The 19,444-nt window shown below is 67.8% G+C and carries 25 protein-coding genes; 13 read left to right on the forward strand and 12 right to left on the reverse strand.

What is annotated here, in order from left to right:
- The first annotated feature begins 44 nt into the window (after nt 1–44).
- On the forward strand, nt 45–1,469 hold the full coding sequence (gene glnA / locus AB0E63_RS06210; protein WP_360362173.1) for a type I glutamate--ammonia ligase: 1,425 nt from the start codon (nt 45–47) through the stop codon (nt 1,467–1,469).
- A 33-nt stretch (nt 1,470–1,502) separates the two neighbouring features.
- Here glnA and AB0E63_RS06215 read toward each other — a convergent pair whose 3' ends face one another.
- Nucleotides 1,503–2,651: a site-specific integrase gene (locus tag AB0E63_RS06215; protein WP_360362176.1), complete on the reverse strand. Its 1,149-nt coding sequence runs from the start codon at nt 2,649–2,651 to the stop codon at nt 1,503–1,505.
- A complete protein-coding gene (locus tag AB0E63_RS06220) occupies nt 2,651–3,190 on the reverse strand; it encodes a helix-turn-helix transcriptional regulator (RefSeq protein ID WP_360362179.1) in 540 nt (179 codons plus the stop codon). The genes AB0E63_RS06215 and AB0E63_RS06220 overlap by 1 nt, the downstream gene beginning before the upstream one ends.
- 108 nt (nt 3,191–3,298) lie before the next feature.
- Here AB0E63_RS06220 and AB0E63_RS06225 point away from each other — a divergent pair, with 108 nt between their 5' ends.
- The 10 genes from AB0E63_RS06225 (at nt 3,299) to AB0E63_RS06270 (ending at nt 8,776) form a co-directional block, all read left to right on the forward strand.
- On the forward strand, nt 3,299–3,496 hold the full coding sequence (locus tag AB0E63_RS06225; protein WP_360362181.1) for a helix-turn-helix domain-containing protein: 198 nt from the start codon (nt 3,299–3,301) through the stop codon (nt 3,494–3,496).
- Entirely contained in the window at nt 3,493–3,774 is a 282-nt protein-coding gene (locus tag AB0E63_RS06230; RefSeq protein WP_360362184.1) for a hypothetical protein, read from the forward strand. Before AB0E63_RS06225 ends, AB0E63_RS06230 begins: the two co-directional genes overlap by 4 nt.
- A 23-nt stretch (nt 3,775–3,797) precedes the next feature.
- Nucleotides 3,798–4,151: a DUF559 domain-containing protein gene (locus AB0E63_RS06235; protein ID WP_360362186.1), complete on the forward strand. Its 354-nt coding sequence runs from the start codon at nt 3,798–3,800 to the stop codon at nt 4,149–4,151.
- A complete protein-coding gene (locus AB0E63_RS06240) occupies nt 4,148–4,591 on the forward strand; it encodes a hypothetical protein (RefSeq protein WP_360362188.1) in 444 nt (147 codons plus the stop codon). The genes AB0E63_RS06235 and AB0E63_RS06240 overlap by 4 nt, the downstream gene beginning before the upstream one ends.
- Entirely contained in the window at nt 4,591–5,970 is a 1,380-nt protein-coding gene (locus tag AB0E63_RS06245; RefSeq protein WP_360362191.1) for a DUF3631 domain-containing protein, read from the forward strand. Before AB0E63_RS06240 ends, AB0E63_RS06245 begins: the two co-directional genes overlap by 1 nt.
- 291 nt (nt 5,971–6,261) lie before the next feature.
- A complete protein-coding gene (locus AB0E63_RS06250; protein ID WP_360362194.1) occupies nt 6,262–6,636 on the forward strand; it encodes a P27 family phage terminase small subunit in 375 nt (124 codons plus the stop codon).
- Entirely contained in the window at nt 6,636–6,890 is a 255-nt protein-coding gene (locus AB0E63_RS06255; RefSeq protein ID WP_360362197.1) for a hypothetical protein, read from the forward strand. Before AB0E63_RS06250 ends, AB0E63_RS06255 begins: the two co-directional genes overlap by 1 nt.
- Complete coding sequence (locus AB0E63_RS06260) at nt 6,883–7,071, forward strand: hypothetical protein (protein WP_360362200.1); 189 nt, start codon at nt 6,883–6,885, stop codon at nt 7,069–7,071. The genes AB0E63_RS06255 and AB0E63_RS06260 overlap by 8 nt, the downstream gene beginning before the upstream one ends.
- A 104-nt stretch (nt 7,072–7,175) precedes the next feature.
- The gene (locus AB0E63_RS06265; protein WP_360362203.1) at nt 7,176–8,567 is read left to right on the forward strand and encodes a phage major capsid protein; all 1,392 of its coding nucleotides are present in this window, start codon (nt 7,176–7,178) and stop codon (nt 8,565–8,567) included.
- Entirely contained in the window at nt 8,564–8,776 is a 213-nt protein-coding gene (locus AB0E63_RS06270) for a hypothetical protein (RefSeq protein ID WP_360362206.1), read from the forward strand. Before AB0E63_RS06265 ends, AB0E63_RS06270 begins: the two co-directional genes overlap by 4 nt.
- 136 nt (nt 8,777–8,912) lie before the next feature.
- On the opposite strand, the gene AB0E63_RS06275 is transcribed toward AB0E63_RS06270, so the two are convergent.
- From AB0E63_RS06275 to AB0E63_RS06315, 9 genes are all read right to left on the reverse strand, one after another.
- On the reverse strand, nt 8,913–9,176 hold the full coding sequence (locus AB0E63_RS06275) for a hypothetical protein (protein WP_360362208.1): 264 nt from the start codon (nt 9,174–9,176) through the stop codon (nt 8,913–8,915).
- Nucleotides 9,173–9,397, reverse strand: a complete 225-nt coding sequence (locus tag AB0E63_RS06280) for a hypothetical protein (protein ID WP_360362211.1) — start codon at nt 9,395–9,397, stop codon at nt 9,173–9,175. Before AB0E63_RS06280 ends, AB0E63_RS06275 begins: the two co-directional genes overlap by 4 nt.
- Nucleotides 9,394–9,567, reverse strand: coding sequence for a hypothetical protein (locus tag AB0E63_RS06285; RefSeq protein ID WP_360362214.1), 174 nt, complete (start codon nt 9,565–9,567; stop codon nt 9,394–9,396). Before AB0E63_RS06285 ends, AB0E63_RS06280 begins: the two co-directional genes overlap by 4 nt.
- On the reverse strand, nt 9,564–9,851 hold the full coding sequence (locus tag AB0E63_RS06290; protein ID WP_360362217.1) for a hypothetical protein: 288 nt from the start codon (nt 9,849–9,851) through the stop codon (nt 9,564–9,566). Before AB0E63_RS06290 ends, AB0E63_RS06285 begins: the two co-directional genes overlap by 4 nt.
- Before the next feature lie 41 nt (nt 9,852–9,892).
- Entirely contained in the window at nt 9,893–10,195 is a 303-nt protein-coding gene (locus AB0E63_RS06295; RefSeq protein ID WP_360362219.1) for a hypothetical protein, read from the reverse strand.
- A 354-nt stretch (nt 10,196–10,549) separates the two neighbouring features.
- Nucleotides 10,550–11,548: an RNA polymerase subunit sigma-70 gene (locus tag AB0E63_RS06300; RefSeq protein WP_360362222.1), complete on the reverse strand. Its 999-nt coding sequence runs from the start codon at nt 11,546–11,548 to the stop codon at nt 10,550–10,552.
- Nucleotides 11,549–11,594: 46 nt separating this feature from the next.
- Complete coding sequence (locus tag AB0E63_RS06305) at nt 11,595–12,611, reverse strand: zinc-binding dehydrogenase (protein WP_360362224.1); 1,017 nt, start codon at nt 12,609–12,611, stop codon at nt 11,595–11,597.
- A gap of 119 nt (nt 12,612–12,730) precedes the next feature.
- Nucleotides 12,731–13,699 carry an aldo/keto reductase gene (locus AB0E63_RS06310; protein WP_360362227.1) on the reverse strand — a complete coding sequence of 323 codons (969 nt, stop codon included), beginning with the start codon at nt 13,697–13,699 and terminating at the stop codon, nt 12,731–12,733.
- Nucleotides 13,700–13,803: 104 nt separating this feature from the next.
- On the reverse strand, nt 13,804–15,213 hold the full coding sequence (locus AB0E63_RS06315) for a DUF2252 domain-containing protein (RefSeq protein ID WP_360362230.1): 1,410 nt from the start codon (nt 15,211–15,213) through the stop codon (nt 13,804–13,806).
- Nucleotides 15,214–15,301: 88 nt separating this feature from the next.
- Between AB0E63_RS06315 and AB0E63_RS06320 the strand changes: the two genes are divergently transcribed.
- On the forward strand, nt 15,302–16,357 hold the full coding sequence (locus tag AB0E63_RS06320; RefSeq protein WP_360362233.1) for an LLM class flavin-dependent oxidoreductase: 1,056 nt from the start codon (nt 15,302–15,304) through the stop codon (nt 16,355–16,357).
- Here AB0E63_RS06320 and AB0E63_RS06325 read toward each other — a convergent pair.
- Nucleotides 16,354–18,249 carry a glycoside hydrolase family 76 protein gene (locus AB0E63_RS06325; protein WP_360362236.1) on the reverse strand — a complete coding sequence of 632 codons (1,896 nt, stop codon included), beginning with the start codon at nt 18,247–18,249 and terminating at the stop codon, nt 16,354–16,356. The two genes, AB0E63_RS06320 and AB0E63_RS06325, sit on opposite strands and share 4 nt — an antisense overlap.
- Nucleotides 18,250–18,503: 254 nt before the next feature.
- Between AB0E63_RS06325 and AB0E63_RS06330 the strand changes: the two genes are divergently transcribed.
- A complete protein-coding gene (locus AB0E63_RS06330) occupies nt 18,504–19,349 on the forward strand; it encodes a peptidoglycan recognition family protein (RefSeq protein ID WP_360362239.1) in 846 nt (281 codons plus the stop codon).
- The last annotated feature ends 95 nt before the right edge of the window (nt 19,350–19,444 follow it).

The following is a 19,444-nucleotide window of genomic DNA, read 5'->3' on the forward strand; positions in this document are numbered from 1 at the left end:
GGCCCTACGTTCAGATCAATCTCTGAGCCACCCTAGGAGTACGTATGTTTTCCAGCGCTGAGGAGCTGCTCGCCTACGTCAAGGACGAAGGCATCGAGATCATCGATGTCCGGTTCTCCGACCTGCCGGGCATCATGCAGCACTTCACCGTCCCGGTGTCGTCGTTCGGGCCCGAGGTGTTCGAAGAGGGCCTGATGTTCGACGGTTCGTCGGTCCGCGGGTTCCAGCAGATCCACGAATCGGACATGAAGCTGCTGCCGGACCCGACCACCGCCTTCCTCGACACGTTCCGCGGGACGAAGACGCTGGCGATCAACTTCTTCGTCCACGACCCGCTGACCGGCGAGGCGTACTCGCGTGACCCGCGCAACATCGCGCGGAAGGCGCAGGAGTACCTGAAGTCGACCGGCATCGCGGACACCGCGTTCTTCGCGCCCGAGGCCGAGTTCTACGTCTTCGACGACGTCCGGTTCGAGACCAAGCAGAACTCGGGCTACTACTCGATCGACTCCGTCGCCGGCGCCTGGAACACCGGCCGCGTCGAGGACGGCGGCAACCGCGGGTACAAGGTGCGCTACAAGGGTGGTTACTTCCCGGTCGCGCCGACCGACCACTTCGGTGACCTGCGCGACCAGATCACGCTGAACCTGGAGAAGTCCGGGCTGATCGTCGAGCGCGCCCACCACGAGGTCGGCACCGCCGGTCAGGCAGAGATCAACTTCCGCTTCGACGAGCTGCTGAAGACCGCGGACAACCTGCAGAAGTTCAAGTACATCGTCAAGAACACCGCCTGGGCGGCCGGCAAGACGGCGACCTTCATGCCGAAGCCGATCTTCGGCGACAACGGCTCCGGTATGCACGTCCACCAGTCGCTCTTCTCCAACGGTGACGCGCTGTTCTACGACGAGTCCGGGTACGGCGGCCTGTCCGACATCGCCCGCTGGTACATCGGCGGCCTGCTCAAGCACGCCCCGTCGCTGCTGGCCTTCACCAACCCGACGGTGAACTCCTACCACCGCCTGGTCCCGGGCTTCGAGGCGCCGGTCAACCTGGTCTACTCGCAGCGCAACCGGTCCGCCTGCATCCGGATCCCGATCACCGGGTCCAACCCGAAGGCGAAGCGGATCGAGTTCCGCTGCCCGGACCCGTCCGCCAACCCGTACCTGGCCTTCTCGGCCCAGCTGCTGGCCGGCCTGGACGGTATCCGCAACAAGATCGAGCCGGCCGACCCGGTCGACAAGGACCTCTACGAGCTGCCGCCGGAGGAGCACGCGGGCATCCCGCAGGTCCCCACCTCGCTCCCGGCGGTGATCGACTCCCTCGAGGCCGACCACGCGTTCCTGCTCGAGGGTGACGTCTTCACCTCCGACCTGATCGAGACCTGGGTCGACCTCAAGCGCGAGCAGGAAATCGCCCCGATCCAGCTCCGCCCCCACCCGCACGAGTTCGAGCTCTACTACGACGTGTAGGTCGTAACCCTGCTCTGACCTGCATGGACGCGGTCATGACCGGCCCGCGTTCCGTGGCTGTTCCGTGAGACCTTCGGCCCGTGCCGCCAGCACTGCACCAACGGCGGCGCGGGTCGACTCATCTGCGTCCGGCCACAGATGCGAATAGGTGTCGAGTGTGGTCTTGGCGCTGGCGTGACGAAGCCGAGCCTGTACGACCTTCACGTCGGCGCCGGAGGCGATCAGCAGGCTCGCCAGGAAGTGGCGGAGGTCCTGGAACCGGAAGCCCTCAGGCAGGCCCGGCACCTTCTTCCGCGCCGTCCGCATCGCGCGCTCCACCGACCACGGCGACGCCTGCCCACCAGCCGCATCCGTGACCAGCCACGCACTCCCCCAGCGGGCGACCGCGGCCGACAGCTCGAGCGTCAGCTCCGAGGGGATCGGCACGGGCGTCTTGCTGGTCTCTGTCTTGAGTGGCTCAGCCGGCCACTGCACGGCAGGAGTGAAGACGCCGCGCATGAAATCCGTATCCTCCGAGCGAGCTCCGCACGCCTCAGCGATCCGCAGACCGGCGAACGCGCCCAGTAGGACCGCTGGGCGCAGGTGCTCCGGGAACAGATCGTAGATCGCCCACACCTGCTCGGTGGTCGCGCAGTAGGGCCGCTGCTTGCCCGCGCCCGGAGAGGTACGGCGGCTGCAGGGGTTTCGCGACAGGATGCCGTCGTGCACGGCGTCACTCATGATCTGCGAGAGCCTTGCATGCAGCGCGTAGACGTAGCTCTGCTCGTACCCGTCCGCCTTCAGCTGGGCGCACCAGCTACGTACTGCCGAGGGACGTACGCCGGTCAGCGGTAGCGCGCCGAACGCCTTCCGGATCAGTGCGACGTGAGTCTTCGCCTGCCGTACCGTCGACGTTCGGCGGGTGGCGTACCCAGCGAGCCAGGTGTCACACCACTGGTCGACCGTGGTTGCGGCGTCAGCCGGGGTGATATACGCGCCGCGGCTGACGTCAGTCTCCTGCGTCGGCCAGTGCCGGTCAGCGTCGGTCTTCCGCTCGAACGCCTTCGTTCGCTCGCGCCCGTCAGCTTCGTGCCAAACCGCCAGCCAGCGTCGGCCCTTACCGAACCGCGCGGTCCGCGCCTTGACCTTGTTGCCCTCGGCGTCCGTGGTCGTGCTGTGCCACAGATCCTTCGTGAAGCCCATTAGCTGCGGCCTCGCTTCTTACCCTGCGCCGCAGCAGCAGCGTTCATGTCCTCGATCGTCTTGCCCTTGAACCGGCCTGACTTGATCGCCTCATCGATGGCGGCCGTCGCATAGTTGATGGCGGCCCGACGGTCGCCCTCGGTCATCATCTCCTCAAACAAGGCTTCCGAGTCGGGATGATCGATGCCGTACTGGGCGATCTTGCCGATCACCTCGTCGAGCTCGCGGCGTTTGCTACGCCACTCCTTCAGCAACCCCCGGACTTCGCGGTCCAGCGCGACCTCGAGTGGCAACAGCAGATCCTCGATGGCGATGCCGAACACGGCAGCAAAGCCGACCAGCTCGTCCACCGTGATCCGCCGGGGTGGGTCAGACTTCTCGATCTTGTAGAGCGCGGATTGGTCGATCGCGCAGCCAGCATTGGTGAGGCGTGCCGCAAGGCCGGCATAGCTCCACCCCTTGCGCTCACGCTCGTACCGGATGCGCTCGGCGAGGTTTCTCTCGCTCTCCAGCTGTCGGGCTGGCTTGGGTCTCGGCATCTCGCCTCCATTCCTAAGCGGAAATGACGCTACCCCGCTTAGCCTTGACCGTCAATAGCCAACGACTGTTCCATAGAGCCAACGTCATCTAGCCGAAAGGGAACGGTCGTGACAGATCGACTGTTGGACCTGCCCGAGATCGCGAACCGCACACGCATGCCTGAGGCAACGATCCGATACAAGCGGCACCGCGGTGAGCTGCCGTTCACGTTCAAGCTCGGCCGGAAGGTGGTTGCCTACGAGTCCGAGCTCGATGCGTGGATCGCGGCTCAGCGTGCCGCACAGAACGACAACTCAGCCGCGTGAACGACAAGAGCCGCCCGGAGGCGGCCCCTGGGAGCGACAGCGAGAAGCTCGAGTCCACTTTAACCCCACTCGGCGGACTGGACGCCGTTGCCACTGCTGTAGACGGAGCGTTCGTGCTCGTGGTCGAGGTCACTGGTGGCAAGTACCGACGTCGCTGCTTCCTGACCGCGGCGTCCGCCGAGCGCGCGGCCGGCAAAGCCACCGCTCGCGGTGAGAACGCGACCGTGTACCTCGCCGAGCTCAAGCCGTTGTGGAAGCTGCGCGGCGGTGAGTCATGAGAGCGACCCCGATCCGTCAGCACATGCAGCGCGTCATCGAGGAGGCGGGATTTCAGGCTGGGACTGACCTTGAGGACCGTGTTGCCTACCGGCTCGTGCGCGCCAGCCATACCTTCGCGCAGCAGCACAACGTGGGGAAGTATCGGCTCGACTTCGCGTGGCCGAAAATCAAGGTCGCTATCGAGGTGGACGGCTGGTTTCACCGCTCACCGGAAGGTGCGGCCAAAGATGCCGAGCGTGACGCCTGGTTGCGGTCCGAGGGTTGGCTCGTCCTGCGGGTCGACGACCGGCACGGTATCGATTCGTTAGAGCACCAGACCGCCAGCGTGAGTCGTTTGGTCCACGTCATGCTGAGAGATGGCGGGTGGCCAGTATGACCGCCTACGACAACGTTGTGGACGCGCTGCGTACGGCGGGACTGAAGGTCACCGAGTCGGCCAACGGCGCGCGGTCACAGTGCCCTGCGCACGGCTCCCGCGGACTGACGCTCGCCGTACGGAACAACCCGCGGAACCCAGACGGACCGCTGCACGTGACGTGCTTCGCCGGCTGCGAGACCGAGGAAGTCCTAGCCGGGCTCGGGTTGGGATTCCGCGATCTGTACGACGGAACTGTCCACCGCCGTGGCCAGTCGACACCGCGCGAACGCCGGATGCCGTCGCCATGGGACCTGATCCCCGACCCTGACCACTTCGCCAGCCGTTGCCTGCAGCAAGAGCAACTCGAAGCGGACCCCACGTATCAGCAGCACCTACGCGACCTCGCCGAGTGGGCCAAGCCTCGCTCCGGTGACTTCGTCGGTCGGGGGGTGGCGTGATGGACCCCCAGAACCAAGCCGAGTTCGACAAGTGGATGACTGAGGTGCTCGCCGAAGAGGGGTCAGGCGCACGTCTGCTCGACGAGCTGCACGCGACACTCACCAAGTACGTCGTGTTCCCATCGGCGGAGGCCGCTGACGCGGTCACTCTGTACGTCGCCGCTACCCATGCACAGCCCGCGTGGGAGCACGCCACCCGGTTGGTGATCAAGTCGCCGATCAAGCGGTGCGGCAAGAGCCGTCTGCAGGAGATCATCGCCGAGACCTGCTATCGGCCACTGAGAACCGCGAACTGCTCGACCGCCGCACTGGTCCGGTCGATCGGCGGTGACGACCCGCCGACGATTCTGCTCGACGAGGCGGACACGATCTTTGGTGGGCAGAAGTCCAGCAAGGACGGCGTCGCCGAGGACCTGCGCGGGTTCATCAACGCCGGCCACTCCCGCGGCGTTCCGTACCTGCGGTGGGACATGACCGCGCGCCAGCTCGAGGAGTGCCCGACATTCGGGATGGCCGTGCTCGGTGGCATCGGCGACATGCCCGACACCATCGAGGACCGCGCTGTGATCGTCGGCATGAGGCGCCGGGGACCCAACGAGACGGTGTCGGCTTTCCGGCGCCGCAACGTTCCCGCGCTCCGCGAACTGCGCGACAAGCTGCACGCCTGGATCCGTCCGGCCGTCGACAAGCTCACGCTGCTCGAGCCGACCATGCCGGTACAGGATCGGGCGGCCGACACATGGGAACCGCTCGTGGTCGTCGCTGACTATGCCGGCGGGGACTGGCCGGACCGTGCGCGCCGCGCCTGCCTGATCATGACCGGCACGGCAGCGACCGAGGAGAGCACCGCGGGCGAACGCCTCTTGGCCGACCTGTACGAGTTGTGGGCCGACGACACGGACACCGAGGTGATGTTCACGGCGGAGGTTCTGGCGAAGCTGCACGCCGTACCTGAGGCCCCGTGGGCGGACTGGTACGGCAGGCCGTTGACCGACCGTGGGTTGGCGAAGCTGCTCAAGCCGTACGGTGTCCGGTCCCGGAACGTCCGGATCGGTGGCGAGCAAGCCAAGGGGTACTACCGCGCTGACCTGACCGATCCGTGGGGGAGGTACGTCCCAAGCGTCCCAACGTCCCACGTCGACCGAGGGGACGAGGAACACGCAGGTCAGGCCGCAAATCCGGGTGGGACGGATGACGGGACGGACGCTGTCTCAGACAGCGTCCCACCGCGTGACCTGCGGAAACACGGCTCTCGGGACGCCGGGACGGACGGGACGCAGGAGAGCTCAGAACCCGCCATCGACTGCCCGAACTGCCAGCGCCTGCAGATGCGCTACGACCCAACGTGGTTGTGCTCCGAGCACCAGGAGGCGTCATGACGGCCGACAACTGCACCAGCTGTGGTGCCACAAGCAACGGCTGCGAGGTCAGGCGCTGGCTGTCCGGCCGCGCTTGCTGCGACCAGTGCGACCACCAGGGGGGCGGTAAGCCGTCAAGGAAGCATCCCCACGCGCTGACCCCCGCGCCAGTCGCCATCTCTCCCCGAGCGTTCCGTGTCACGTAACAGGGGGGGCGGGGTCATGACGTAACCGAGGCCCCACGACTGACCCCCGGTCCACCCGTCTCGCCCTCAGAGCACTGCCTGTTCTCGTTTTCCACTTGGAGGTCTGATGTCGACTAAGCCGAAAGCGCCGGCCGGTCTAGGTGCCCGTGGGCGCGCGTTCTGGCGCGATGTGCTCGCGGTGTGGGAGGTGAACCGCGACGAGCTCGAGTTGCTGGCTGAGGCGTGCCGTTGCCTGGATCAGCTGGACGACCTGCGTGCGGCGATCTCGCGCGATGGTGTGACCGTGCTGGGGTCGCTGGGACAGACGCGGGTGCATCCGGCGGTGTCGCAGGTGAACGCGACACGCGGCGTGCTGGCGAAGCTGATCGCGCAGATGGGGTTGCCGGATCCGGAGGGCAACGCGGTTCCGTCGCCGCGGTCTGCACAGGCGCAGCGGGCCGCTGAGAGCCGCTGGAGCCGACGCGGACAGGCGGGTGCGTGATGGCGCGCCGTAGGACTGAGGCGGTCTCTCCGGTCGAGCCGGGGCCGGATGAGAGCGGCTGGGCGCACTTCGTCGGCGATGACCCTGACGCTTTGCACCTGACCGGGATGTGCCCGAACAAGGAGACCGTGTACGGCAAGCGCTGCGGCCGGCGCGACGTCCGGCACCTCTGGTACACGCCGCCCGCCGAACTGGAAGCCCTGCACGCCCGGATCTGGGCGCAGATCAGCGAGAAGGAGACCCACCATGGATGAGATCGACCGTCTGCGTTTCGACGAGTTCGAGCTCCAGCACCCTGAGCTGAGTTTCGCGGCGCACGACGCGCTCGCATCCGCGCCGAGGTTGTCCCCGGCCGCGCGCCGGTTCATGGCCGGCCAGATGGACCCGACAGAAGCGCGCCGACTCGGCTACGTGTCGGACGGCGGGTTAACATGAGCCTTGTCGAGCTGATTGGTTCACCCCGACATTCCCGCGACTCCCGCCGCTGCCTGTGCGCACCCGCGACCGTCGCCCCTTACGAACTTGCTGAGAGGTGAACCATGGCCGGAACACGTGCCCAGGTTGAGCAGTACAAGGCTGACTCCGCCGCCGAGCTCGAGCAGCTGAAAAGTCAGCTGACGACCGCGATGACGAAGGGCCACGACGATCGGGCGGAGAACCTGCGTGTCGGCATCCGCCGCCGCGAGGCCGCGATCGAGATGTGCAACGAGGAACTGAAGGTCCACGACGCGCTGGACGGTGGCAAGGCCGGCACCGAGTCTGGTTCCGAGCCGGGCGCCACCGACGGCGGCACGGTGTACGGCCGGTCGGTCGTCGACCAGGCCAAGCGGGTGCTCGACCAGGTGGTGAAGGCGCGGAAGCTGCCGGATCACGCCGCGGAGAAGGCGCACGGACTGCTCGACCTCCCCGACGCCGGTGATCGGACGCTCGCGGCGCGGTGGGTGACCGCGACCGGTGACCCGGAGTACAGCAAGGCTTTCGGGAAGCTCCTCGCCGACCCCAGCCGCGGACACTTGCTGTGGTCGGCGCGCGAGCAGGAGGCCTACCGGACGGCGAAGGCCGTACAGGTCGAGCTCAAGGCGATGACGCTCTCGGGGAACTCCGAGCTGCTGCCGCTGAACCTGGATCCGGCGATCATGCTCACGAGCGACGGGTCGACGAACCCGCTGCGGCAGATCTCCCGCGTCGTGCAGACGATCTCGAACACCTGGCAGGGTGTCACGTCTGCCGGTGTCTCGGCTGAGTGGAAGAGCGAGGGTGCGGAGGCGACCGAGCTCACGCCGGGGACCGACCCGGCGCCGATCCCGGTGTACTTCGGTGACGCGTGGGTGCCGTTCTCGTACGAGGTCGGCATGGACTCCGGCGGCAACTTCGCCAACGAGCTCGGGATCCTCCTGAACGACGCCGCCGATCAGCTGATGGCGACGGCATACACGACCGGCACCGGCTCCGGGCAGCCGACCGGTATCATCACCGCGCTGCCGGTCGGGTCGATCGTCGCGTCGACGACGACGGACGTGTTCGCGAAGGGTGACGTGTACAAGCTGCAGGAGAACCTGCCGCCGCGGTTCCAGGCCAACGCGCGCTGGTGTGCGGCGCTGCCGATCATCAACCTGATGTCGCAGATGGAGACCACCGCGGGCGCGCGGCTGTTCCCGGAGATCTCCGACGGCAGGCTGCTGAACCGGCCGCTGCACGAGCTGTCCAACATGGATGGCGTCATCAACGCCACCCAGACCAACAAGGTGCTGCTCTACGGCGACTTCCGGAATTTCGTGATCGCGGACCGGATCGGGACCGGCATCGAGCTCATCCAGAACGTCGTCGGCACGAACGGCCGGCCGACCGGACAGCGTGGCGCGATGCTGTGGTTCCGGACCGGTTCGGACTCCGTCGTCGACAACGCGTTCCGGGTCCTGGACGTCACGTGAGCGAGTTCCGGTTGCTGCACGCACCGATTCGGGCTGACCTCGTTGCGGCGGCGTATGCCAGGGCCGAGGCTGACGGGGTCACGCTCGCGGACGTGGTCACCGCGGCGCTCGAGGCGCAGCTCGGGACGACGACAGGCGGCGTGCAGCAGCCGCGGCGCCGACCACCGGCGCGGACGAAGCGGGGCGTCAACCACGCCGCGACCGGCTGACTCTTCTGGGCCCACCGCGGAACGGATGGCCGGAGAGCCCTTCGTAGCGAAAGGCAATGACTCGACCAGCGCCCACACAGCAGCACCCCCAGCCTTTCCCGTTCGGCTGGGGGTGCTGTCTTTTTGCTTGCGGCAACTAGTCGCGGATCTCGGGGTAGTCCGGGAACGCTGGATAGGTGTCGTCCCATCCGAGCTCGTGCCGGAGCAGTTGGCCGAACCGCACCCAGGCGATACCTCTCAGGGCCCCGCTGGGTGCGTACGACTGCAACTTGTCCAGCCACGGGTCATCGGCTTCGGCCGCGGGCATCGTCGCCGCGGACATCAGCGACATGATGTCGATCTCCCGAATCTCGGCTGCCTCAACCATCGGGCGTAACCACTTGTCGGTTTCATCTCTCACAGCGTCTCTCCTCCTTCGTCATCCGGTGAGTCTGGCAGTTCGACGACGCCGCCAGGCGGCCATCCTGGACCACTGCCGGTGTCGGTCCACTTCGGGTCGGCGACCCGGTGGCCGATCAGCCTCAGCTTCTCGGCGTCGGAGACGTCCAGGGCGAGGATCTCCCGGATCGCCTTGTGTGCGTCGGCGTAGCCGTGCTGCAGGCCGTCGCTGTAGGGGTTCACGGCTGCTCCTCGGGATCCCGTCCGAGGACCGGCCAACCGCCTTCGGTCTTCTCGACCGGCGTCGGTTCGGGTCGCTGCAGGATGGCGTTGATGATCGCCAGCATCTCGGTGGCCTTCTCGTGCAACTGCCCGATCTCCGTCCTCGTGACGATTACGCGCTCGCCGGTCACGACCGGATCTCCTGCAGTCGGTCCGCGAAGGTGTCCGGGTGGTCGATCGCGTCGTTGATGGCGCGGTCGTACCCCGCAGCGTCGCCATCCTCATACCCGTGGTCATAGCCCAAGCGGTGAAGTTCGAGCTCGTTGGCGATCTCCTGCAGGCCGGCCCGGATCTCTTCCTCCGGCCGACCCTGGAGCGCCGCGAGACGCTCTTCCAGCGCCTCTACCGACAGCCGGTGAGGCTCCGCCGTGACGGTCCTCAGGAGACGTCCTAGGGCGCTGTCAGCGGCAGCCATCAGGACATCCTCAGCGTTGGGCGCCACCGGACCCGGCGTGGTCATCGTGCACCCGGGTTCAGCTTCTCAGTGGCGCACTCGTCGACGAACTCCGCGACCGCGGCCACCTGCTCCGAGGAGAGGTTGCCGACCTTCGCTGCCTCGACAAGAGGCCGGTACAGGTCCCACGCCAGCAGGCGACCGAGGTGCTCGCCGTACAGCTTGCCGCAGTCGTAGGCATCGTTGGCCAGTTCGTCACGGGACGGCCGGCGTACGGACGTGACCAGACGGGCGAGCCAGGATTCACGCGGCGCGGTAGGCGCCGCGATCGGGGTGGTGCGGGCAGTGCATAGCATGATGCTCATGGTTCGGAACCAGCTTTCCGGATCTAGGCCCTGGCCGGCGCTTCGATCGCCGTGCTGGGGCCGCTCAGTTCTGATGGGGTTGAGGTAGACCGGTCTGCGGGAGGTCCGCGGCTCCGTTGTTCCGTCCCTGTTCCGTCAGACAGCAGTCCGGGACCAACGGCATCCAACGGTGACCAACCATGAGTGCCCAGGTCAGAGGCACATTGCCGTTGGCAACCAACGATTGCCAACGGTGCGGCAACAGTTCGAGCTCTACTACGACGTCTGAGTTCGCAACCCCTGCCGTACGACGAGGCCCCCGACCGCTCCGGCGATCGGGGGCCTCGGCCGTTCAGGGTCGGGATCAGGTCGGGATCAGTCCGGGTACACGTCCGGGAAGCCGAACAGCTCGACCAGTGTGGGCTCGTGGTGGAACGCGACCACACGTGAGACACCGGTGGCGGCGGTGGCCAGCACCACGGCGCCGTTCGCCCGGAGCACGCCGTCCGCGGACCGGTAGTACACGACGGCCGCGGGTTGCCCGTTGGCGGTGGTCGCGAGCATCCGCCAATGGCCCGGGGTGCCCAGCACGTAGGCGCCGAGCACGTGGATGCACATCGCCCGGCCTGCCTGCCAGTCACGGAACGGCGTCGCTTCCAGCGTGGCGTCCGTACGCAGCACCTTCTCCAGCAGGGCAGCGTCGGACCGCTCGAAGGCCGCGATGTACCCGTCCAGCAGCGCGCGGGCCCGCTGGTCGGTCGGTTCGAGCAGCTCCGCGGGCTCCGGCTCCAGTTCGTTGAGCCGGGCGCGGGCGCGCTGCAGGCCGCTCTTCACCGCGGCGGTGGTGGTGTCGAGGACTTCCGCGGTCTCGGCCGCGGAGAAGGCCAGCACCTCGCGCAGGATGAGGATCGCGCGCTGACGGGCCGGCAGGTGCTGCAAGCTCGCGATGAGCGCCAGCCGCAGCGACTCCCGCGCGACCACCACGGCGGCCGGATCATCGATGGGCGGGGCGATCCACGCGTCCGGCAACGGCTCCAGCCACGAGACTTCGCCCGGCGCGGCAGGAGTCGGCACGCGGTCGGGTTCGTCGCACGGGCCGGCTAGTCCCGACGGCAGTACCCGGATACGGCGCGGCTCCAACGCCCTCAGGCACACGTTGGTGGCGATCTTGTAGAGCCAGGATCGGATCGACGCGCGGCGCTCGAATCCGGCGTAGGACCGCCACGCCCGCAGGTAGGTCTCCTGCACCAGGTCCTCGGCGTCGTACGCCGAGCCCACCATGCGGTAGCAGTGCGCCAACAGCTCCCGCCGAAACCGCTCCGTCTCGGCCGCGAACCGATCTTGAGCCGGAGTCGCCCGCAACTGCGTCGTCATGCGGCGAGCTTAGGCCGACGATCCGCTGGTTCCTCGATGGGCCGACTCACGGCAGCAGGGCCAGCTTGCCGATGGTGGCCCTGGCTTCCAGTTCCGCCAGCGCCTTCGCGCCGTCGGCCAAGTCGTACGCCGTGGGCCGGCCGGGGGTGAGCACCCCGGCAGCGATGAGCGCGAACAGCTCGGCCATCAGCTCACCGAAGATCTGCGGTGCGGCCTGCATCAGCACGCCGATGTTGAGGCCGATGATGTGAACCTGGTGTCTGTACACCAGGTCCCAATTGGTGATCGTGGCGTCGCCGCCTGCCAGGCCGTAGACGATGACCCGCCCGGTCACCCGTTTGGCCGCGGCCAGGCTGGCCTCGAAGGTCGTGCCGCCTGCGGACTCCAGCACCAGATCGGCCCCGGCGCCGCTGGTCAGCCGCAGCACCTCGGCGACCAGGTCGCCGCCGACGGAGTCCAGCACGTGGTCGGCACCCAGCGCGGTTACGGTCTCGTGCTTGCCTGCAGAGGCGGTGGCGATGACGGTCGCGCCGTAGTGCTTGGCCATTCGCACCGCAGCCTGGCCGGTCGCACCCGCCGCGGCATGGATCAGCACAGTCTGCCCGACAGCGATGCCGCCCAGAGGCTTGAGTGCGGCCAGCGCGGTGGGCCAGTTCACGACCAAGCCCAACGTCTGCTGCTCCGTCCAGGCTCCAGGCACCGCCATCGCTGCGGCCGCGGGCAACACCATGTACTCGGCGAACGCACCGTTCCCGACGCCGATGACGCGAGTCCCAGGGCGGGGGCCGGTCACCTCCTCGCCCACCGCGGCGACCTCGCCGACGGCCTCGAAACCGGCCAGGTACGGCGGCCTTGGACCATCCAGGAACGTACCGTGGGCCCTCGAGATGTCGGCGAAGTTGATCCCGGCGGCGGTGACCCGGATCAAGACCTCCCCTCGGCCAGGCACGGGCACCGGTGCGTCGGTGATCAGCCGCATGTCCTGCGGACCATTGCGGGACGTCTGCTGCAGGGCGCGCATGGTGGCGGGGATGGTGACGGGGATGGTGGCGGGGATGCTCACGGCGATCACCGTTCCTTTCTCGGCATGATCGAGACCGGCCCGTCCAGCGGGCCGGCCCTTCTACCAGGTAGACCCCCGCCACCGCGCAAAGGAATCGGCTGCCGCGGGCAGCCGCGCAGTTACCGAGTGAGAATCGTGGTCACCTCGGCGAGTTGGTCGGAGGACAGCGGGCCGTAGGCCAGGGCGCCGGCGTTTTCTTCTACCTGGGTTGTGGTTTTGAAGCCGGGGATGGGGATGAAGGCTTCGCTGCGGGCCCAGAGCCAGGCGAGGGCGCCTTGGGCCAGGGTGCGGCCGCCGGAGGTGAGCACGTCGCGGATGGCGTCGAGGCGGCGGAGGGACTCGGCCTGGTCGCCGGACCGGAAGTTCCAGCCGTGCCGTACGTCGTCCGCCGGCAGACTGCTGTCCTGAGTGAACTTGCCGGTCAGCAGGCCCATGCCGAGCGGACCGCGGACGATGCTCGCGAGACCGCTTTGCTCGCACAGTTCGAGCACCTGGTCATTGCCGCCGAAGACATTGAAGTGTTGCTGGATCGCCTTGCAGTGCTCGCTCTTCGCGAACACGGTGGCCCGCTCCGGGCTGTCCGTGCTCCACCCGATCGCCCGGACCTTTCCGGCCGCGACCAGCTCTTCGAACACCGCGAGTACGTCGTCCGCCTTCGCCAGGTCGTAGCCGCCGAGGTGGAACTGGTACAGGTCGATCCGATCCGTGCCGAGCCGGCGGAGTGATTCGTCACAGGCCCACCGGATGTAGTCCGGGTCGCCGTTCTCCCCCGGTGCCTCCCGCGTCTCCTCGACGTAGGTGTAACCGGCCTTGGACGCGATCACGATCTCGTCCCGCACGTCGCCGAGCGCGGCGGCGATCAGCTTCTCGCTGTGCCCGCAACCGTAGACGTCGGCGGTGTCGAAGAACGTCACCCCGAGGTCGTACGCACGTCGCAGCGCCCGCTTCGACTCGTCGTCGTCGATCACCCCCCACCCCACCGGACTCCCCTGCCGCGCATGCGGTCCCCCGATCGCCCAGCACCCCATCCCGAGCGCACTGACCTCCGGTCCACCCACACCGAGCGAACGTCGCCTTGCCTCAGCCATCGGATCCTCCGACCGTCGCGGGAACGTTTCCAGCATCCTGGTCACGACCCCCTGTTTCCGTCCAACACGGAAACAAACTGAAGCCCACAAATCGCAGTACTGAGTCAGAGGCCCGACATCGCCTGCACGCGGCCGGAGGCGACGGCTTGGGACAGGGCTGTGTAGTCGCGGTCGTTCTGGTCGGCGTAGGCCGTGGCGAAGTCGGCGACGGCGCAGTCGAAGCGCTTGGACTTGCCCAGGTACGCCGCGATCGCGAAGCGGTCGCCGGAACGGGCGTGGGCGCGGGCCAGGGTCCAGCCGCAGAGCTGGGCGTAGAGCTTCATCGCCTTGGGGTTCAGATCCTCGATGTCGGCGGACATCTTCCAGTCGCGGAGTTGCCGCAGGTAGTAGTCCTGCTCGCCGTCCGGCGTATCGGCGCGGAGCCAGCCGAGGAAGATGTCGCTGGCGGCCTGCATCAGGCGCTGGCCCGCGACCACCCACTCCCCCTGGTTCACGTGCTCCGAAGCGCCGGCGTACTCGCTGAGCGCGGACAGACCGGCCTGTTTGGCCTGGATGAGCAGGGCCTCGTCCGCAACGGTCGACTCCAGCAGCAGGATCCAGGCCCGGGTGCCGACGCTGCCGACACCCACCACCTTGTGCGCGACGTCGGTGAGCCGGAAGTGATCGAGCAGGTGCCGCCGATCCTGCTGCAGGGTGGCGCGATAGTCCGTGACGAGCGTCTTCAGCTGATCGAGCACGGCCTCGCTGTCGATGCCCGCGAGCTCGTTCAGCGGCATCACCAGCGGCGGATCGGAGACGATCCGCCGGCGGCCGTCGACCACCGTGGTCAGTTTCCCGATCGCCTGCAGGTTGTCGCGGGTGTACGCCTTCGCGAGCCTCCGGTGGGCGGTCTTGAGCTCGGACTTGCGCCGCTTGCGCTCGCGCGACGACAGCCTGGCTCTGTACTGCGCGATCATGTCCTCGATGTCCAGGCGCGCGTACCAAACGGCGAGGATCGACTGCTGCGCGAGCTCGCGCATCGCCTCGCGATAGCTCCGTACGGCGGTCCGCGCGCGGCGGCGGCACTTCTTCGCACTGAAGCCGTTGTCCCGGCCGGCCACCACGAAACTGGTCGCCAGCCGCTTGACGTCCCACTCGAACGGACCGGGCAGCGTCTCGTCGAAGTCGTTGATGTCGAACACCAGCCGCCGCTCCGGCGACGCGTAGGCACCGAAGTTCGACAGATGCGCGTCGCCGCAGAGCTGGACCGACAGTCCGGTCGTGGGGGCCCGGGCCAGATCCGCCGCCATCACCAGTGCCGCACCGCGATAGAACGTGAACGGTGACACCAGCATCCGGCCGTGCCGGATCGGCACCAGCTCCGGGACCCGCCCCTCCGCCTGGCCGATCAGCAGCCCGATCGGATCCCGCTTCTTGCCCGGACGGAACTCCGCGTGCGAGCCTCGCGGAACATCCTTCCGCACTGCCTTCCCCCGCTCCGCCAGCTGCTGCGCGCTCAACCCCTGCACAGTCATGAACCCAGCGTCACCCCGGCACGGTCGGCTTGACCAGACCGCGAGACGATTCCAAAGTCGACTAATCAGGTAAACATAAACTGTTTACATGACTTTCCTCTGGTACATCCCGAACCAGGTCGCTCCCGGTCACCGCGGGGACGACGCCGTCCAGGGACACAACAGCCTCGACCGGCTGACCGAGCTGGCCCGGCTCACCGAAGACCACGGTTGGGGCGGAGCGCTGCTCGGGACCGGGTGGGGCCGTCCCGACACCTTCACGGTCGCGACCGCGCTGGCCGCGCGGACGACGACCTTCCAGCCGCTGGTCGCGATCCGGCCGGGGTACTGGCAGCCGGCGCACTTCGCGTCGGCCGCGGGCACGCTCGACCAGCTCACCGGCGGGCGCCTGCTGATCAACATCGTGTCGGGCCAGGACAACCTCGCCGCGTATGGCGACTCCGAGGGCGATCAGGCCCAGCGGTACGCACGTACCCGTGAGTTCCTGCAGTTGGTACGGCGCTTGTGGACCGAGGAGGACGTGACCTTCACGGGCGAGCACTTCTCGGTGACCGGGTCCACAGTCGCCACGCATCCCGCCGTACGGGAAGGGCGGGCGCATCCGCGGCTGTACTTCGGTGGAGCATCGGAGGCCGCGCAGCGGGTGGCAGCGACGGATGCCGACGTACAGCTGTTCTGGGGTGAGCCGCTGGACGGGATCGCCGAGCGGATCAGCACGCTGCGGCAGTTGGAGTCCGACCTCGAGCGTGCGCACGCGCCGCTCGAATTCGGGCTGCGGATCACCACGCTCATCCGCGACACCACCGAGCAGGCCTGGGCCGACGCCGAGGCCAGGGTCGCGACGATGGCCGAGGCGCATGGCTCCAAGGACCGCCGCTGGTTCAAGGCCGTCGGCCAGCAGCGCCTGCTCGAGCTCGCCGAGCGCGGTGAGGTCCTGGACGACAACCTGTACACCGCGCCCGCCAAATACGGCGGAGGCGGCGCCGGCACGACCTGGCTCGTCGGATCGGCCGAGGACGTGGCGAAGTCCTTGCGGGGATACCAGGACCTCGGCATCACCCACTTCATTCTGTCCGACACGCCGTACCGAGAGGAGACCATCCGCGTCGGCGACCAGCTCCTGCCGCTGCTGAAGAACTCCTAGCTGTAGCTCGCGCTCAGGTGGTAGACGCGGCCGCCCCAGCCGTCGGTGGGGAAGGAGTCGGAGACCCGGATGTAGGCGGCCTTGTCCGGACCGAGGTACGGGGTCAGGTCGATCGTTTGGTCGGCCTTGTTCTCGCCGCCGTGGATCTGGCGGGTCTCGGTCAGGACAGTGGTCCAGTTCTGACCGTCACCGCTGACCTGAACGACGTACTCGTTGTCGATCGTCAGCGTCGCGTGCGCCGCGGTGGCATCGGCCGGGAACGGGAAGCGGTAGACGAAGTACGAGTTGCCGTCGGCGAACCGGTTCTGCACGCCGTTGCTCTGCGAGCCGTCCGCGTCCCACAACCAGGGCGTCTCGGCCGCCGTACCGGTGTCGAAGTCGACGTTGTGCGCCACCAGGATGTCGGCCTGCGCACTGAACGCCAGCTTGCTACCAGACATCGCCGTCGCGGTCACCGCGTAGTGCCCGTCGGCCGCGCCGCCGGGAATCGTCACGTCCAGGTCGACACTCGACTTCGCGGGTACGGCGTTCCCGCGCGGATGCAGCGTGGTCGTCGAGCGAACCGGTGTCACTGTCCACCCGGCGGGCGCCGCCGCCTTCACGTCGACCTTGACCGGAGCACCAGCCGGCGCAGTGGCCTGCAGATCGACCTTGAGCTTGACGTGGGTCGGGCCGCTCGCCGGCATCACCACCGGCTGGGCGGGGCTCAGGGTCGCCGACAGTGATTGATTCGGAGTCTGCTTCGGTACGGCGGCGATCAGGGCGCTCAGCGCGCTGGCCTGAGTACGCCAGTCGAAGGCGTTCGGATGATCTGCATTCGTCAGACCGGACCAACGCTCCCCCAGCCGTCCGGCCGCGTCACGGTCGCGGTCCCACACACTGGTGGCTTGTTGCTGGACGAAGGCGGCGTACCGCGCGTCATGGGTGGTGTCGGCGAGGTCCATCCAGTACCGCTGGAAGATTCCCTTGAACTGCTTGCCGTTGTCGTCGCACTGCCGATCCGGAGCATCGCAGTACTCGGTCAGTACGCCGTCCGTCACCAGGCCACCGGATCCGATCGCGGCGTCGGCCAGCCGCCGTACGGTGGTCAGCAGCGCGGGGTTCCGGGTCGCCCGCCACAGCTCCAGACCGGCACCGATCGCCAGTCCCTGGTTGTAGCTCCAGACCGTGCCGCCGTTGTTCTCACAGCTGCCGTTGAGACCATCGTTGACCAGGCCATTGGAGTTGATCATTCCGCTGCCGGTGAGCCAGTTCCAGCCCTCCTGCGCCCGGCCGAGCCAGCGGCTGTCACCAGGCAGCCGGTTGTGCAGTTCGGCGGTCAGGCGGATCCAGAGTCCGTTCGTGACAGCGTTCTTGTACGTGCGTTCCCCGTCCCACCAGACGCCGCCACCACACGAGCTGGGGTCCCAGTAGCCCTCGACGTACTCGGCGATCGTGACCGCCATGTCGAGGTACTTGCGGTTCTTGGTCAGGTCGTAGGCCTGGATCCAGGTCAGCCCCCACCACTCGGAATCGTCGATCGCGCGGCTGGTGAAGTTGCCCAGCAGCGGATCACCCGAGAGGTAGCCGGCCGGGAAGACTCCCTTGTCCTTCTCGAACGTGTTGTCCAGCTGCGGCAGGAAGCGCCGGTCGCCGGTGCGTTGCATGTAGTCGCCGATGGTCTGCAGCGCGACCGCTGAGTTCCACCAGCTCGATGGGAACCACGCCTTCACCGGCTCGTACGAACTCATCAGCACGTCGGCGGCGACCCGGGCCCGCGCGACCGCGGTCGGACCGTCGGCGGCCTGGCCCGGCTGGGCTCCGGCCGGCGGTGCCGACACCATCCCGAGGGCCAGTGCGACCGCACCGGACAGGACAGCGCGCAGGGCGCGCGAAGGACGTATCACGACCATGATCGAACTCCTCGTTGGCCTCGTCGACGGCGCGGCCTGGGCGGCGGTTGGAAACGTTTCAGAGATGTCCGAGCGGAAGCTCATCAAGTCGAGACAACGATGTCAAGACTTCATTCGGTACTCGCCGTCCCCCGAATGCCCTCCGGTCCTGGAAGGATGCGCCCATCGCTTGACGGGCCCGTGCCGAGTGTTATCGGTTGATTACCGAGCGCCAGCGTGGGGTATGGGTGCTGTGAGCCATGTGAGGAGCATTGATGGTCGTATATCTACCCCGGTCCGCATGGAACGCGCGATCGCCGAACGACGGCCCGGGCAGCCTGACCGTGTCCCGGGTCGAAGGCGCGGTGATCCACTGGCCCGGGACCGGGTCGACGAGTGTCATCCACAGCAAGGCCGCGGTCGCGTCCGCGTTGCGCGGGTGGCAGGACTACCACATGGACACCCGCGGCTGGTCCGACATCGCGTACCAGGTCGCGGTCGACCAGGCCGGCCGGGCCTGGGCGCTGCGCGGCCTGCGCATCCAGTCCGGCGCGAACGGCAACAACGACCTGAACGAGCGGTACGGCGCGATCCTGCTCGTCCTGGTCACCGGCGAGCAGCCGACCGCGGCGATGAAGGCGACCACCCGCGCGGTGATCGCCGACTTCCGCCGCATCTTCCCCCGCGGTACGGCGATCAGGCCGCACTCCGCGGTCCGCCCGGACGGGACCGACTGCCCCGGACCGGCGGCCCGTGCCGCGATCGCCCGTGGCGACTTCACCCCAGGCTCTTCGGAGGACGACGACGACATGACCCCCGCCCAGATGCAGGAACTCAAGAACTTCATCGAGGCCCGCACCCAGGCCTACGCCCTCTGGGTGCACAAGGCACTCCGCAGGGACCTGTCCGCGGTGGTGCAGGCGTACGCGCTCGACATCAAGAACTACGAGCGCCAGACCGACGCCGCCGACGCGGCCCGCGCGGCCGCCGCGGTCTGGGCCACCGCCCCCGACACCTTCCCCGCCGTCGACCTGCCGGACGTCCCCGCCGAGCCCGACCCGAACGCCGACCCGCAGGTCGACGTCCCCGATCCCGAGCCGACGCCGCCGGTCGACAAGTAGCTGAGTTCCTAAGGGAAGTCAAGCCACCTGGGTAGCTCTTATGCTGGTGGTGGCGGGTCGGGATGTTGGAGCGCTTGGCGACTCCTGTGACTCCC

Source organism: Kribbella sp. NPDC026596 (genome assembly GCF_040638415.1).
Lineage (GTDB): Bacteria > Actinomycetota > Actinomycetes > Propionibacteriales > Kribbellaceae > Kribbella.